This window comes from Streptomyces millisiae, assembly GCF_031845425.1.
GTDB classification, from domain to species: domain Bacteria; phylum Actinomycetota; class Actinomycetes; order Streptomycetales; family Streptomycetaceae; genus Streptomyces; species Streptomyces millisiae.
This window is the reverse complement of sequence record NZ_JAVREM010000002.1, coordinates 349,700-364,213: the sequence shown is the minus strand read 5'-3', so window position 1 is coordinate 364,213 and position 14,514 is coordinate 349,700. Positions and strand designations below refer to the sequence as shown.

12 protein-coding genes are annotated in these 14,514 nt (G+C 73.5%); 7 read left to right on the top strand and 5 right to left on the bottom strand.

The genetic code is table 11. The features are described from left to right. The first annotated feature begins 141 nt into the window (after positions 1-141). Positions 142-897 (top strand): histidine kinase dimerization/phosphoacceptor domain-containing protein, encoded by a 756-nt coding sequence (locus tag RNC47_RS03810; protein ID WP_311595462.1) that lies wholly within the window; start codon positions 142-144, stop codon positions 895-897. A gap of 297 nt (positions 898-1,194) precedes the next feature. On the opposite strand, the gene RNC47_RS03805 is transcribed toward RNC47_RS03810, so the two are convergent. Beyond that, positions 1,195-2,910: an acyltransferase gene (locus RNC47_RS03805; protein WP_311595460.1), complete on the bottom strand. Its 1,716-nt coding sequence runs from the start codon at positions 2,908-2,910 to the stop codon at positions 1,195-1,197. Between the two features lie 170 nt (positions 2,911-3,080). Here RNC47_RS03805 and RNC47_RS03800 point away from each other — a divergent pair, with 170 nt between their 5' ends. The 5 genes from RNC47_RS03800 (at position 3,081) to metG (ending at position 10,384) form a co-directional block, all read left to right on the top strand. Next, positions 3,081-3,962: a phosphatase PAP2 family protein gene (locus tag RNC47_RS03800; RefSeq protein WP_311595457.1), complete on the top strand. Its 882-nt coding sequence runs from the start codon at positions 3,081-3,083 to the stop codon at positions 3,960-3,962. 134 nt (positions 3,963-4,096) lie between these two features. Beyond that, positions 4,097-5,359, top strand: coding sequence for a transglycosylase family protein (locus RNC47_RS03795; protein ID WP_311595456.1), 1,263 nt, complete (start codon positions 4,097-4,099; stop codon positions 5,357-5,359). 186 nt (positions 5,360-5,545) lie between these two features. Next, complete coding sequence (locus RNC47_RS03790; protein WP_311595455.1) at positions 5,546-6,358, top strand: SAM-dependent methyltransferase; 813 nt, start codon at positions 5,546-5,548, stop codon at positions 6,356-6,358. After that, entirely contained in the window at positions 6,355-8,520 is a 2,166-nt protein-coding gene (locus RNC47_RS03785) for a putative bifunctional diguanylate cyclase/phosphodiesterase (protein ID WP_311595454.1), read from the top strand. Before RNC47_RS03790 ends, RNC47_RS03785 begins: the two co-directional genes overlap by 4 nt. Positions 8,521-8,659: 139 nt before the next feature. After that, complete coding sequence (gene metG / locus RNC47_RS03780) at positions 8,660-10,384, top strand: methionine--tRNA ligase (protein ID WP_311595452.1); 1,725 nt, start codon at positions 8,660-8,662, stop codon at positions 10,382-10,384. 10 nt (positions 10,385-10,394) lie between these two features. Here metG and RNC47_RS03775 read toward each other — a convergent pair whose 3' ends face one another. From RNC47_RS03775 to RNC47_RS03760, 4 genes are all read right to left on the bottom strand, one after another. After that, positions 10,395-11,021, bottom strand: coding sequence for a GTP-binding protein (locus tag RNC47_RS03775; RefSeq protein ID WP_311595450.1), 627 nt, complete (start codon positions 11,019-11,021; stop codon positions 10,395-10,397). After that, positions 10,999-11,424 (bottom strand): DUF742 domain-containing protein, encoded by a 426-nt coding sequence (locus RNC47_RS03770; RefSeq protein WP_311595449.1) that lies wholly within the window; start codon positions 11,422-11,424, stop codon positions 10,999-11,001. Before RNC47_RS03770 ends, RNC47_RS03775 begins: the two co-directional genes overlap by 23 nt. Positions 11,425-11,435: 11 nt before the next feature. After that, positions 11,436-11,885 carry a roadblock/LC7 domain-containing protein gene (locus tag RNC47_RS03765; protein ID WP_311595606.1) on the bottom strand — a complete coding sequence of 150 codons (450 nt, stop codon included), beginning with the start codon at positions 11,883-11,885 and terminating at the stop codon, positions 11,436-11,438. A 94-nt stretch (positions 11,886-11,979) separates the two neighbouring features. Beyond that, positions 11,980-13,470, bottom strand: coding sequence for a sensor histidine kinase (locus tag RNC47_RS03760; protein ID WP_311595447.1), 1,491 nt, complete (start codon positions 13,468-13,470; stop codon positions 11,980-11,982). A 242-nt stretch (positions 13,471-13,712) separates the two neighbouring features. Here RNC47_RS03760 and RNC47_RS03755 point away from each other — a divergent pair, with 242 nt between their 5' ends. Continuing rightward, positions 13,713-14,513 (top strand): tyrosine-protein phosphatase, encoded by an 801-nt coding sequence (locus RNC47_RS03755; RefSeq protein WP_311595445.1) that lies wholly within the window; start codon positions 13,713-13,715, stop codon positions 14,511-14,513. The last annotated feature ends 1 nt before the right edge of the window (position 14,514 follow it).

Sequence of the window (14,514 nt, the reverse complement as noted above, 5' to 3'; positions counted from 1 at the left end):
GGGCGACGAGGGACGCCTGCCCCGTCGAGGGTGCGTCATCCCGGGGCGGGATGGCGTCCGCCTCAGAGGTGATCTTCCGGCGTGCCGAATACACCACCGGTTCGACTCGCGGCCGGTGGTGGCCCCCTTAGGCTTGCCCCCATGGACGTGGCGCGTCGTGACCGGATGGACGCCTGCCTGGCCGTGCTGGTGCTCGCGCTGTGCGCGGTGAACGTCGGGCTCGACGAGGAGTTGCGCGGCGGGAGGCTCCCGGTGACCGTGGCTCTTTCGCTGGGGGCGGCGGTCGCGGTGGCGCTGCGCCACCGGCTGCCGGAGCGCATGCTGGTGCTGACGCTCGTGGGCTGCGTGGTCCAGGGCGCGTTGGACATCGGGGTGCTCGCCACGGTGCCCGCCGTCTACGCCGTGGTGTCCACGGTGGCGGTGCACGGGGCGCCCTGGGCGGTGGTCCTGGCGCTGGCCGGCGGCGTCGGAGCCGCCGTGTCGGGGGCGGTGTGGAGCATCGCCAGGGACGAGATGCCGGTCGGCGCGGCGGCGCAGCTCGGCGTCGCGGTGCTGTTGCCGTTCACCCTGAGCTGGGCCCTCGGCTTCCGGAGGCGGTGCCAGCGGTGCTACCGGAGCCAGTTGGCCGAGCGTGCCGACAGCGTGGAGCGGATCGACGAGGCCCGCCGGCAGGCGGCGTTGGCCGCGCAGCGCGCCGAGATCTGCCGGGAGATGTACGACATCACCGGGCACCGGGTGGCCGGCATGGTGGTGCAGGCCGAGGCGGCGGGGCGGGTGCTCGACCGGGCGCCAGGACAGGCGCGCCAGGCGCTGCGGACCATAGCGCACGCCGGCCGGGAGTCGGAGACCGAGCTGCGCAGGACGCTGGGCCTCCTGCGCGGCTCGGAGCGGCGCTAGGGCCTGTCTTTGGGATCTTCGTGGATCAGCGAGCGGCGGATGACGCCCGTCTGGCAAGGCGCCCCACGCGGCGGAGCCGCATGTCGGCCGCAGCGCAGCTCGTACTTGGCCGTACTCGCGCGCAGCGTCGATATGCCGCTCCGCGGCGTGGGGCAACGCAGCCAGCCGGGATGCCTGGGGGCACCTCCCAGCCTCCCCCAGACTCCGTCCGGGGGGACCCCCATGGCTGGGGGCCCGTCGCGAGCCCGCGAAGATCCAAAAGACAGGCCCTGACCGCCGCCTTCCGGGTCGGCGGGGTCAGACGGGGGTGGTCAGGGCGCGGGCCGGCTCGGGTCGGTGCACGCCGCGCGGCCGGTAGCCGAGCAGGTCGGAGCGGCCGGTGAGGTCGGCCAGCAGCCACAGGATGGCGAGCCACATCTCGGTGCCCTGCAGGCCGGGTTCGCGTCCCGGCCCGGTGCTCTCGGGGGCGGGGCCGAAGCCGAAGCCGCTCCCCTCCCGCCAGCGGCCGAGCGCCCGGTCCAGTTGGTCCTCGGCCCAGGCGCGGGCCTCGTCGGCGCGGTGCCCGGTGGCCCGGCCGGCGAGCCACAGCGGGTGGGCCACGTCCAGCACGTTGCAGGCGTTCTCCCGTTCGCCGCCGAAGTAGCGCGGGTCGCGGGCGTGGTCGAGCACGGTGTCGATCACCCGCTCCGGGTGCGGCACCGCCACGCCGAACTGCGCGAAGGAGCCACGGGTGAGCCGGTAGTAGCCGTTGACGACCTGGAGCCGCCCGCTGTCCCCGGCCGGTCGGCCCCACATCCCGGTCCACGGGTCGACGCGGGTGAGCAGCCAGCCGAAGAGGGCCTCCAGGGTGCCGGGCGCGCCCGGTTCCGCGCCGAGTTCCAGGTTCCACAGGGCGGCCGTGGCGAAGGAGTCGATCCAGCTGCCGGCGTGCCAGGCGCGGTCGGCCCAGGGCAGCCGGTCGAGCCGGTCGGTCAGTTGCCGGGGCGTCACGCCGGCGACGGCGCGCACGGGGTGGGCGGGGGCGCTGTCGAGCAGCCGCAGCGCGTAGCCCACGGACAGGACGTGGTAGAGCGCGGCCCCGTCGTCCACGAGGCCGTCGGCGGCCGGGGCGGGCAGGGTGGCGCCGAGTTCGGGCACCAGACCGGTGACCGGGTCCTGGGCGGCGCGCAGCCGCTCGACGTGGGCGACGGCCGGCAGTTGAGCGGGGGGCGCGCCGAGCAGCAGGTCGGCGACCTCGACGGCGTCGCAGTGCGCGCGGACGGTGGGCCGGGCGCCGGGGCGGTCCACGTACCGCTCGCCGTCCCAGGCGCGGGCCAGCAGGGCGGGGGCCTGCTCGCGGGCGGCGACGGCGAAGTCGGCGAGGCGCGCGTCGAGGTCCGCGCCCCGCCGCGTCCCCTCGGCGCCACCGGGGCGGCGCGCGGGGCGCCCGCGGGTGTCGCGGCGGTCGCGGATGAAGCGGGCCGGGTTGCCGGCCACCATGGCCCAGTCCGGCACGTCTCGGGTGACGACGGCGCCGGCGCCTATCACGCAGTGGTCGCCGATGGTGACCCCGTCGAGGATCACCACGTGCGAGCCGATCCACACGTCGTCCCCGACCGTGATGCCGCGGCTGGTGGTGGGTTGCCGGTGGACGCGGCGGTCGGGCGCCGTGGAGTGGTTGAAGCCGAGGAGGGAGGTGTGGGCGCCGATGCGGACGGCCTCCCCCAGGGTGACCTTGCCGCGCACGGTCGTGAACGGGTTGAAGGTGCAGTCGGCGCCGGCGTCGATGTCCCCGGTGAGATAGGCGTGCGCGGCGACGTAGGAGGCGTCGCCGAGCCGGAAGCGGTCGGGGTGGAGGGCGGCGAGCGGTGAGAGGTAGCAGCGGTCGCCGATCTCCGCGCCGGTCGCGGCGGTGAGCCGACGTTGGTGGGCGAGTTGGGCCGCGCGCTGCTCGGGGGTGGCCTCCTTCTCGAAGAGCCAGGGGCAGTAGTCGAAGCGTCCGTCCTGGGGGACCCGATCGTCCTGAGCGTTCATGATGTGGCTCCCGGTGTCGCCTACCGAATCCGGATGATGTTCGCACTTTCCCGGGTAGGGATGACCGTGCCCCCGTAACCTGTGCGAAAAAAAGAAGATCGAAACGGGGCCGAAAGGCCCCTCGCCGTCTCCAGACCGCGCTCCGCCCCTGTCATTCGGGAATACTGCCTATGCCGAGCACCGATGTGCTGAAGCGAGTCCTCACCGCGCGCGCCTCCGAGGACGCGACGCGGCCCAAGCGGCCACCGCTCGTCCGTGAGCTCCCGCTCGTCGTCTTCCTCTACCTGGCCTACAAGTTCGGCAGACGGGCGGCCAACGGCCAGTTCGGCGAGGCGCTCGACAACGCGGAGTGGGTGTGGCGGCTGGAGCGCGCCCTCCGGCTCCCCGGCGAGAAGGCCGTGCAGGACCTGCTGCTGCACAGCGAGGCGGTCATCCGCTTCGTCAACGTGTACTACGCGACGGTGCACTTCCCCGCCATCGTGGTCTTCCTGGTCTGGATGTACTGGCGGCGCCCGGGACACTTCGTCTGGGTGCGCTGGGTGTTGACGTGGCTGACCGGGGCGGCCCTCGTGCTGCACCTGCTGTTCCCGCTGGCCCCGCCGCGGCTCTTCCGGCAGACCAGGATGATGGACACCGGCGTGGTGTACGGCCCTGCGGTCTACGGCAAGCCGGAGGCCGACTCGATGGCCAACCAGTTCGCCGCCATGCCCTCGCTGCACGTCGGCTGGGCGGTGTTCATCGCCGTCGCGCTGATCGTCGTGACGCGCGGCCGGCTGCGCTGGCTGTGGCTGCTGCACCCGCTGATCACCCTGGTCGCGGTCGTCGGCACCGGTCACCACTACTGGCTGGACGGCCTGGTCGCCGTCGCGATCCTCGCCGTCGTGCTGGCCGTGCTGCGGCCGCCCCGCCCGCCGGCCCGGACCTCGGCGCCGGCGCGCGGCGGCGTCACGCGCGCCGACGGTCCGGGCGCGGAGGCCCGGGACGGCGGCGCCGAGCCGGCGCCGGGCGGCACCCGGGGCGCCGAGGCGCACCGGCATCACGCGTCCCCGTGAGCCCCCGTCGTGCCACCCCTGCTCCCTTGTCGCGCCGGATCGGCACCCATATCGTTGGTCCGCCGGACAACTCCCGTGATCAAGCCATAATCTGACGGGCGATGGAGCAGTCGGCTCGGGGAGGGATCTACTCAATGACCACACGTGGACGCCACCGCCGTTACCGGCCCAACGCCGTCTCCCGCGCGTCGCTCACGGTCACCGCCTCCGGGGCCGGCCTCGCGTTACCGCTGGTCACCGCGGCCGCCTCGTCGGCGGCGCCGGTGGACACCTGGGAGCGCGTCGCCGAGTGCGAGAGCGGCGGGGACTGGGACATCAACACGGGCAACGGCTTCTACGGCGGGCTCCAGTTCCAGCAGAGCACCTGGGAGGCGTACGGCGGCGGCGCCTACGCGGCCCGGGCCGACCAGGCCACCAGGGACCAGCAGATCGCGGTCGCCGAGGAGGTGCTCGCCGGGCAGGGCCCGAGCGCCTGGCCGCACTGCTCGACCGTGGCCGGGCTCGTCGTCGACGGCGTCGAGCCCGACATCTCCCCCCGGCCCGAGGCGGAGCCGGCCGTCGAGCCGGCCGTCGAGGCCGAGCCCGTGGCCCAGGCCGCCCCCGCGGCCGCGCCGGCCGAGGAGGACGTGGCCCAGGCCGACCGCTACGAGGTGGTGCGCGGCGACACGCTCTTCGGCATCGCCACCAGCCACGAGGTCAGCGGCGGTTGGCAGTCGCTCTACGAGCTCAACCGCGCCACCATCGGCGGCGACCCGGACCTGATCTTCCCCGGCCAGCGGCTGGCGCTGCGCCCGGGCGACGCGCCGGCCGAGGAGCGGCGCGCCGAGCCCGAGGCCGAGCCCGAGGCCCAGGAGGAGCCGGAGGCGGCGGCCGAGCCGGCGCCTGAGGAGGCCGAGGAGGCGGAGGCGGAGCGGGCCGAGGAGGCCGAGGCCCGGGAGGAGCCGGCCGAGGAGGAGCCGCAGGGCGAGCGCGAGGAGCGGCCCGCCGAGGCCGCCGCCTACACCGCGCCGGTCGACGCGGGCACCGGCACCGCCTACCACGCCACCGGCAGTTCCTGGTCCCGCGGCTACCACACCGGCGTCGACTTCCCCGTCGCCACCGGGACCACGGTCAGGTCGGTGGCCGCCGGCGAGGTGGTCTCCGCCGGCTGGGCCGGCTCCTTCGGCTACGAGGTGATCGTCCGCCACCCGGACGGCAGGTTCAGCCAGTACGCCCACCTCTCCGCCATCTCCGTCTCACCGGGGCAGCCCGTGGGCAGCGGTCAGCGGGTCGGGCGCTCCGGCTCCACGGGGAACTCCTCGGGGCCGCACCTGCACTTCGAGATCCGCACCGGCCAGGCCTTCGGCACCGACATCGACCCGCTCGGCTACCTCAGGGAGCACGGCGTCACCGTGTGACCCGAATCGGCCGCCGGGCTGGCTTGATGCCGTCGCCCGGCGGGCCGACCTATCGGGACAGATGGCGCGCTAACCCCCCGGGGGACCGATGTCACTCCCCGGTTTCCTTCCCTCGTCTGGCGCGAAGTCAGTACCCTCGACCGTCGGGGCCAATTCGTGCATATGCAGGGGACATTGGAGACGCCGATGGAACGACCCGCCTGGGCGCCGCACGGCATCGACCTTTCGGTGCCGAGCGTTTCCCGGATGTACGACTTCTACCTGGGCGGTTCGCACAATTTCGAGGCCGACCGGGCGGCCGCCCGAGAGGCGATCGAGGCGTTTCCCGGGCTCCCCAAGATCATGCAGGCGAATCGTGCCTTCATGCGGCGCGCCGTGCGCTTCGCGATATCCCGGGGCGTCACCCAGTTTCTCGACATCGGCTCCGGTATTCCGACGTTCGGGAATGTGCACGAGACGGCCCTGGCCGCCAGCGCCGACGCGCGCGTGCTGTACGTGGACAACGACCCGGTGGCCGTCGCGCACAGCCGGGCGGTGCTCGCGGACGAGGAGCGGGCCGAGGTGCTGGCCGCCGACTTCCGCGACCCGCTGGGCATCGTGGGCGGCGAGACCACCCGCCGTTTCCTCGACCTCGACCGTCCGGTCGCGCTGCTGCTCGTCGCCGTGCTGCACTTCTTCGACGACGAGGCCAAGCCGCGTGAGCACGTCGCGACGCTGCGGGACGCGCTGCCGCCCGGCAGCCTCCTCGTGGTCAGCCACGCCGCCACCGAGAGCCTGCCCGGCACGCGCGAGCGCGGGAAGCGGCTGAGCGAGGTCTACCGCAGGGGCGGCGCCACCCTGGTGATGCGCACCAGGGACGAGGTCGCGGCCTTCTTCGAGGGGTTCGAGCTGTTCGAGCCCGGGGTGGTGCCGCTGCCCGACTGGCGCCCCGAGGTGCCCGTCGCGGAGGAGGACCCCGTCGCCTATGCCGGATACGCGGGAGTAGGACGAAGAGCGTGACCGCCTCGCCTTCGGAACCCACCGGCGGCCTCCCGGCCGACCTCGGCCCCGAGTCGCCGGACGGGCCGCGCCGTTTCGCCAGGATCCTGTGCCGCGCCGTCTTCCCGGTCACCGCCACGTCGATGACCAGGCCGGAGTTCGAGGACCTGCTCACCGGCCTCGCCGCCGAGCTGGCCGCCGCCCTGCACGGCCGCCCCTTCGACCCCACGCCGGCGCGCGCCGTGGGCCAGGCCCTGGTGGCCGCGCACTGCACCGGGCCCGACTCGCTGCCCCGGGTGCTCGGCGTGATCGACGCCTACCTCGTCCTGTACTGCGCCGACCCGAACGTGCTCGCCCCCGACGAGGCGCGGAACCGCTGCGCCAGGCTCCAGCACGCCATCGCCGCCGGCTTCGCCGGCGCCCTGCAGGAGCGGACCCGCGCCGAGCAGGAGGCGCTCTCCCGGGCCGCGATCACCGCCCAGACCGAGATAGCCGAGGCGCTGCACGAGAGCGAGACCCGGTTCCGCGCGGTCTTCAACGACGCGGCGCTCGGCATCGCCATCGCCGACATGTCGGGCACCATCCTCAACGTCAACGACGCGCTCGCCCGGATGTTCGGCGGCTCGGCGCACCACGTCCGCAGCCGCAACCTGCTCGACCTGACCCACCCGGAGGACTCCCCCGAGGTCTGGCGGATGCAGCGCGAGCTGATGCGCGGCGAGCGCGAGCACTACCAGGTCGAGAAGTCCTACGCCCGCGCCGACGGCACGGTGCTGTGGACCAACCTCACGGTCTCGCTGCTGCGCGACGCCGACGGCGAGCCGCGCTACATGATGACGATGATGGAGGACATCTCGGAGCGGCGCCTGCTCCACCTGCGGCTGCGCTACCAGGCCACCCACGACGAGCTCACCGACCTGCCGAACCGTTCGCTGTTCTTCGAGCGCCTGGAGCAGGCCATCGCGTCCGGCTCGGGCTGCGACCGCGTCGGCCTGTGCTACCTCGACCTGGACGGCTTCAAGGCGGTCAACGACAGCCTCGGGCACGCCGTCGGCGACCAGCTGCTGATCGCGGTGGCCGAGCGGCTGCGGGCCCGCGCCACCGGGCCTGGCCAGCTGCTGGCCAGGATCGGCGGCGACGAGTTCGTCGCCCTGGTCATCGACCCGCCGACGCCGCGGGCCGTGACCGAGCTCGCCGAGCGCGCCCTGGAGGCGTTGTCCTCGCCGGTGGAGCTCGGCGGCCGGGAGCTGATGGTGCGGGCCAGCATCGGCGTGGTCGAGGGGTCGACCCGCGACCTCACCGCGGCCGAGGTGCTGCGCAGCGCGGACATCACGATGTACCGGGCCAAGGCCGAGGGCGGCAACCGGTTCGCGCTGGCCGACCCGGACTCCGACGCGCGCGCCATCAGCCGGCACCATCTCACCCACCACCTGCCGGCGGCGCTGCGCGGCGCCGAGTTCTTCATCGAGTACCAGCCGCTGGTCAAGATGCGCGACGGCAGCCTGGAGGGCGCCGAGGCGCTGGTGCGCTGGAGTCACCCGCGGCACGGGGTGCTCGGCCCCGACCGGTTCATCCCGCTCGCCGAGCACACCGGGCTGATCGTGCCGCTGGGCCGCTGGGTGCTGCGGGAGGCCGTGCGGCAGGCCTGCCAGTGGCAGGTGCGCGGCATAGGGGGCGCCAGGCCGCTGAAGGTCAACGTGAACCTCTCGCCGCGCCAGCTGCACCACCCGGAGCTGGTCGAGGACACCATCGCGGTGCTCGAGGAGGCCGGCCTGCCGCCGAGCTCGCTCTGCCTGGAGGTCACCGAGACGGCGATGATCAGGGCCGACGAGAACGAGCTGCGGCCGCTGCGGCAGCTGGCCGACCTGGGCGTGGGCATCGCCCTCGACGACTTCGGCACCGGCTACTCGAACCTGGCCAACCTGCGCCGGCTGCCGGCGAGCACCCTCAAGCTCGACCGGTCGTTCACGCAGGGACTGCAGCGCGCCCCCGCCGACCCGGTCGACCTGAAGATCGTCGAGGGCATCGTCTCGCTCGCCCACACCCTGGAGCTCTCGGTGACCGTGGAGGGCGTGGAGACCTCCACCCAGGCCGACCAGCTGCGCGACCTGGGCTGCGACTCGGCGCAGGGCTGGTACTACGCGCGGCCGGGACCGCCCGAGCGGCTCCCCGAGGCCGTCTGAGGGCGCGTCCCGGCAGCTGAAACTCCGGTGAGCGGGCCCGGTGCGGCTCGGTAGGATGAGTGACGTCCACTCACAGTGACCCGTCACCGTCCGTGACCCGACTCACTGCGCGTTACCTCACTCATTGGAGCATCCGAGGATGACCCGACACCTCATCACCAGTGCGTTGCCCTACATCAACGGGATCAAGCACCTGGGGAACATGGTCGGCTCGATGCTCCCGGCGGACGTGTACGCCCGCTACCTGCGGCAGCGGGGTCACGACGTGCTCTACATCTGCGCCACCGACGAGCACGGCACCCCGGCCGAGCTGGCGGCCAAGGCCGCGGGGCTGCCGGTCGCCGAGTTCTGCGCCCAGCAGCACGCCGCGCAGAAGGCCGTCTACGACGGATTCGGCCTGGAGTTCGACTACTTCGGTCGCACCTCGTCGCGGCAGAACATCGAGATCACCCAGCACTTCGCCCGCCGCCTCAAGGAGAACGGCTTCATCGAGGAGCGGACCACCCGGCAGGTGTACTCGCTCGCCGACGGCCGCTTCCTGCCCGACCGGTACATCGTGGGCACCTGCCCCTACTGCGGCTACGAGGCGGCCCGCGGCGACCAGTGCGAGAACTGCACCCGGGTGCTCGACCCGACCGACCTCCTGGAGGCGCGCTCCGCGGTGAGCGGGTCGACGGAGCTGGAGGTCCGCGAGACCAAGCACCTGTTCCTGCTCCAGTCGAAGCTGGAGGGCGAGGTGGCGGCCTTCGTCGAGGCGCACGGCAAGGAGTGGCCGACGCTGGCCTCCTCCATCGCCCGCAAGTGGCTGACCGAGGGCCTGCTCGACCGGTCGATCACCCGCGACCTGGAGTGGGGCGTGCCGGTCCCGGCCGACGTCTGGCCCGACCTGGCCGCCGAGGGCAAGGTGTTCTACGTCTGGTTCGACGCCCCGATCGGCTACATCGGCGCCACCAAGGAGTGGGCGGACGCGGCCGGCGAGGGCGAGACCCGCGACTGGCGCTCCTGGTGGTTCGAGGCCGACGAGTCCGTCCGGTACACGGAGTTCATGGCCAAGGACAACGTCCCCTTCCACACCGTGATGTTCCCGGCGACCCAGCTGGGCACCAGGGAGCCGTGGAAGAAGGTCGACTACGTCAAGGCGTTCAACTGGCTGACGTACTACGGCGGCAAGTTCTCCACCTCGCAGAACCGCGGCATCTTCGCGGACGCGGCGCTGGAGCTGCTGCCCGCCGACTACTGGCGCTACTTCCTGATGGCGGGCGCCCCCGAGTCGGACGACGCCTCGTTCTCCTGGGAGCTGTTCTCCTCGGTGGTCAACAAGGACCTCGCCGACACCCTGGGGAACTTCGTGAACCGGGTGCTGTCCTTCTCCCGCAAGCGCTTCGGCGACCAGGTGCCGGCCGGCCACGCGGCGGGCGAGGCGGAGCGGCGGCTCGGCGACGAGGTCGCCAGGCTGCTCGCCGAGTACGAGGAGCACCTGGAGGCGCTGCAGTTCCGCAAGGCGGCCTTCGCGCTGCGCGCGCTGTGGAGCGCGGGCAACGCGTACCTGGAGGAGAAGGCGCCCTGGCTGGAGATCAAGTCCGACCCGGAGGCAGCGGCGCTGACGCTGCGCACCGCGATGAACCTGATCCACCTCTACGGGGTGCTCTCCGAGCCGATCATCCCGTTCACCTCCCGGGCGCTGCGCGCCGTCTTCGACGCGCCGGAGGCGGCCGCGGCCGCGTGGGTGAGCGGCGAGGAGGCGCGGGCGCTGAGCGCCATCCGCGCGGGCACCGGGTTCACCGTGCCGCCGGTGCTGTTCGCCAAGATCACCGAGGAGGACCTGGAGTCCTTCAAGGAGCGCTTCGGCGGCCAGGAGGGCTGAGGCCCCCCTCCTAGGGACGAGCGGCGGGCGACCGGCCGGGGCGGTGCTCCCGGTCGGTCGCCCGTCCGCCGCTCCCGGCGTCGATCAGGTGCTGGACGAGGGCGACGAGCACCTGGGTGGCCGAGGCCGACTTGCGCGCGTCGCACGGCACCACCGGCACCTCGGGGCGCAGGTCCATGGCGGCCCTGATCTCCTCGGGCGGATAGCGCAGCGCCTGGTCGAACTGGTTGACCGCGACGACGAAGCCGAGGCCGCGCCGCTCGAAGAAGTCAACGGCGGGGAAGCCGGCTTCGAGGCGCCGGGTGTCGACCAGCACCACGGCGCCGAGCGCGCCCTGGCACAGCTCGTCCCACATGAACCAGAACCGCTCCTGCCCCGGGGTGCCGAACAGATAGAGCACATGCCGCTCGTCCAGCGTGACGCGGCCGAAGTCCATGGCGACGGTGGTGGTGTGCTTGCGCTCCACCCCCACCAGGCTGTCGGTGCCGGCGCCCGCCTGGGTGAGCAACTCCTCGGTGCACAGCGGCTCGATCTCGCTGACGGCGCCGACCAGCGTCGTCTTGCCGACGCCGAAGCCGCCCGCGACCAGGATCTTGACGGCGGTGGGAAAGGGGTCACAGGCGTGCGCGGAGTCCATGCAACACCGCCTCCAGCAGGTCTCGGTCGGTCACGGAACGGCCCGGTGGCACAGGCGAGTTGACGGTCACGGCACCGAGCTCGAACAGGTCGGCGAGCAGCACCTTGGTGACGGCCACCGGCAGCCGCACCTGGGCGGCGATCTCGGCCACCGGGGTCGACGCGGGACCGGCGCACATCCGGAGCACCTGGGTGTGCTCCGGGCCGAGCCGCCGGCGTATGGGCCGCCCGGTGGCGACCACCAGGGTCAGCAGGTCGAGGCCGACCGTGGGCCTGGTGCGGCCGCCACAGGCGGTGAAGGGGCGGATCAGCCGGCCGGCGCTCTCGTCGAACCAGGGCACCTCGTGCGGCGGATCGTGGAGGGCGGCGGGCCCGGGGGCGGCGTCCGGGTGGGTGTCGGGCATGCGGATGGCGGTCAACGGGCCGCTCGCTGCCGCGCCGGGGTGGCGAGGAACGGCCGGACGCTCCTCACCATCAGGGCCATCTCGTAGCCGAGGATCGTCGGGTCGGCGTCGGGGCCGGTGAGGACGGCGAGGCAGGCGCCCTGGCCGGCGGCGCAGACGGACAGCAGGGCGCCGGCCAGCTGGACCACCACCTGGCGGACCTCGCCGCCGGTCTCCCAGGTCCCCGGCTCGGTGGCCGACGGCGCCTGCGGGAGGGTCGCCGCGCTCCTGGCCAGCGAGTACAGGCCGGCGGCGAGCGCCGCCAACTGGTCGGCGGTGCTCGGTTCCAGGCCGTGCTCGGCCTTGACCAGGCCGTCGGCGGACAGCAGCAGCGCGCTGCGGGCGTGTGGCACCCGCTCGACGAGACCGGTCAGCAGCCAGGACACGTCGGCCTGCCGGCCGAAGGGCACGTCGCTCTCCATGGTCATGGTCGCCTTGATCTCCTCGGGCAGAAAGCGGGTCGGACTGGTCGGCTGGGACGTGGAACGGGGGCGGAGGGGCGGGCGGACCGGCCGGTCAGGCCAGGTCCTCCGGCCCGTCGGCGAGGCTGGCGCCGCGCCGGAAGGCGGCCATCAGGCCGGGGTCGACACCGGCCCCCGGCGCGGCGAAGGCGCCCGGCGTCGCCGGCGGGGCGTCGCGGAGCTGGGGCACCAGATGCTGCTGGCGCTGCCGCTGTGGCAGGGGCGGCCGGGCCTCGGAGGCGGCGATCGGGACGGCGGGCGCGCCGGCCGGCACGGCGGGGGGAGGCGGGAGGTGCGGGGGTGGGGGCGGTGTCGTGGCCGGCCGGGAGGACGGCACGTAGACGCCCTCGGACTCGTCGCCGAGCAGCTCGTGCGGCAGCACCACGACGGCCTGGACACCGCCGTAGATGTTGCTCTGCAACTGGACCACCACGTCGTGCCGCCTGGCCAGCGTCGAGACCACGAAGAGGCCCACCCGGCCGTCCTCGAGCAGTTGGGCGACGTCGAGCCGCTCGGCCCCGGACAGCACCGCGTTCATCCGGTTCTGCTCGGTCGCGGTCATGCCGAGCCCGCGGTCCTCCACCTCGATGACCAGGCCGGCGGTCACCCGCTGGACGCGCAGCAGCACCTGGGTCTGGGGGGCGGAGAACTCGGTGGCGTTCTCCACGAGTTCGGCGAGCAGGTGGACGACGTCGGCCACGGCGTGGCCGCGCACGGTGCCCTCGATGGGCGGCACCAGCCGGATCCGCGCGTAGTGCTCGACCTCGGCCATGCACGAGCGCAACACCTCGGACATGGCGACCGGGCGGCTCCACTGGCGCCGGGAGATGGCGCCGCCGAGTACCGCGAGGTTCTCGGCGTGCCGCCGGATCCTGGTGGCCAGGTGGTCGATCTGGAACAGGCCCTTGAGCAGGTCGGGGTCCTCGACGTCGTTCTCCAGTTCGTCGAGGTACTCAAGTTGCCGGTGGACGAACGACTGCATGCGTCTGGCCAGGTTGACGAAGACCTCGACCCGCTCGTCCGCCCCGCCCGCGAGGCCCGCCGTCGCCGCCTGGGCGACCGCCGCCTCGGCGGCGTAGCCGGCGACGGCGATCTCGTGCCGCAGCTGGTCGAGCGGCGCCTCCTCGGGCTCGGCCGGCGGCGGCCCCTCGGGCGGCTTGAGCCGCTCGCCGCGCTCCACCTTCCGTAGCAGCGCCTGGAGTTCGACCCTGACCCGGGTGGCCTGCCGCCGCAGCAGGGTGAGCCTGGCGAGCAGCGCGCCGGCCTCGCAGACGGCGGCCACGGCGGCGCTCGCGGCGACGGCGAGGGTCAGCACGCCGGCCCCGAGGAGCACACCGGTGAGGGTGACTCCCCCGCCGGGCGCCTGGCGTGACCCGCTGAGCAGGTAGCCGACCACGGCCACCGCGACGACGGCGACGAGCCCGGCGGGCAGGAGGGCGAGACACAGCAGCCGGCGTCTGGTTCCCGGCTCGGTGCGGCTCGGTCCCGGGACGGCCAGCCTGCTGTGGCGGGCGGAGTGTGCCCCGTGGCGTAGCTGTTCGGGCATAGGTGTCCTTATCGGCGGTTCATCGTGCGTAAGGCAACGCTATGCGTCAACGGCGCTGCGGAGAGACACGGTTCGCGCAATCGCCACCCCTCGCCAGCTTCCAACGAGTGATTCCGCCGGGGTCCGACTTGACACCGGTTCGACGAACGGACGGCATTGACCGGATATCGACCGCGATCGGTGTTTCATCGGATCGCCATGTCGTAGGGTCTGGGGTCGTTCAGGACAGCCGAGGAGGGGCCGTGACGCAGCAGTCCACCGAGCCGGTGCTCACCGGAGTGGTCAACTTCCGAGACGTGGGCGGGCTGCCGACGGAGGACGGGCGGCGGGTGCGGCACGGGGTGCTCTTCCGCAGCGGTCACCTGGCCCACGCGACCGCGGCCGACCAGGCGTTCCTCGGCGCGCTCGGCCTGCACACGGTCTTCGACTTCCGCAACGCGGCCGACCAGGAGCTCGACGGCCACGACGTGCCGCTGCCCGGCGTCCGCCTTGTCAACATCCCACTGAACGATCCGGCCGAAGGCGCCGCGTTCTGGGCGCTGGTGCGCGACGGCAGCCTGGCCGAGCTGCGCGCCGAGCTGACCGGCCGGCAGGCGCCGGGGCTGATGATCGCCTCCTACCGGCAGATGGTGCTCGGCCGCACCGCGGAACACGGCCGGGTGCTGCGCGCGCTGGCCGCCGGTGGCGTGCCCGCGCTGCTGCACTGCGCCGCGGGCAAGGACCGGGCCGGGCTGACCGTGGCGCTGGTGCTGCTCGCCGTGGGCGTGGAGCGGTCGGCGATCGTCGCCGACTACCTGAAGTCCAACGCCCCGCACCGGCGTTACCGGCTGCGGCGACCGGGGGACGGCGCGCCGCCGGCCGAGCTCGCCGAGGTCGAGGGCCTGCTCGCGCCGCTGTTCGACGCCCGCGCCGAGTACCTGGAGGCCGCCTTCGAGCAGATCGACGCGAGGTGGGGCGGGGTCGACCAGTACCTCGCGGCCGGGCTCGGCCTCACCGACGCGGACCGCGAGTCGCTCACCGAGCTCCTGCTGACGGCGGCCTGAC

Bases quoted from the DNA above. Each gene is read 5' to 3' on its own strand.
- RNC47_RS03775 (WP_311595450.1), bottom strand. From the start codon at position 11,021: ATGGACTCCGCGCACGCCTGTGACCCCTTTCCCACCGCCGTCAAGATC.
- RNC47_RS03790 (WP_311595455.1), top strand. From the start codon at position 5,546: ATGGAACGACCCGCCTGGGCGCCGCACGGCATCGACCTTTCGGTGCCG.
- RNC47_RS03765 (WP_311595606.1), bottom strand. From the start codon at position 11,885: ATGGAGAGCGACGTGCCCTTCGGCCGGCAGGCCGACGTGTCCTGGCTG.
- RNC47_RS03760 (WP_311595447.1), bottom strand. From the start codon at position 13,470: ATGCCCGAACAGCTACGCCACGGGGCACACTCCGCCCGCCACAGCAGG.
- RNC47_RS03810 (WP_311595462.1), top strand. From the start codon at position 142: ATGGACGTGGCGCGTCGTGACCGGATGGACGCCTGCCTGGCCGTGCTG.
- RNC47_RS03770 (WP_311595449.1), bottom strand. From the start codon at position 11,424: ATGCCCGACACCCACCCGGACGCCGCCCCCGGGCCCGCCGCCCTCCAC.
- RNC47_RS03800 (WP_311595457.1), top strand. From the start codon at position 3,081: ATGCCGAGCACCGATGTGCTGAAGCGAGTCCTCACCGCGCGCGCCTCC.
- RNC47_RS03795 (WP_311595456.1), top strand. From the start codon at position 4,097: ATGACCACACGTGGACGCCACCGCCGTTACCGGCCCAACGCCGTCTCC.
- metG (WP_311595452.1), top strand. From the start codon at position 8,660: ATGACCCGACACCTCATCACCAGTGCGTTGCCCTACATCAACGGGATC.
- RNC47_RS03805 (WP_311595460.1), bottom strand. From the start codon at position 2,910: ATGAACGCTCAGGACGATCGGGTCCCCCAGGACGGACGCTTCGACTAC.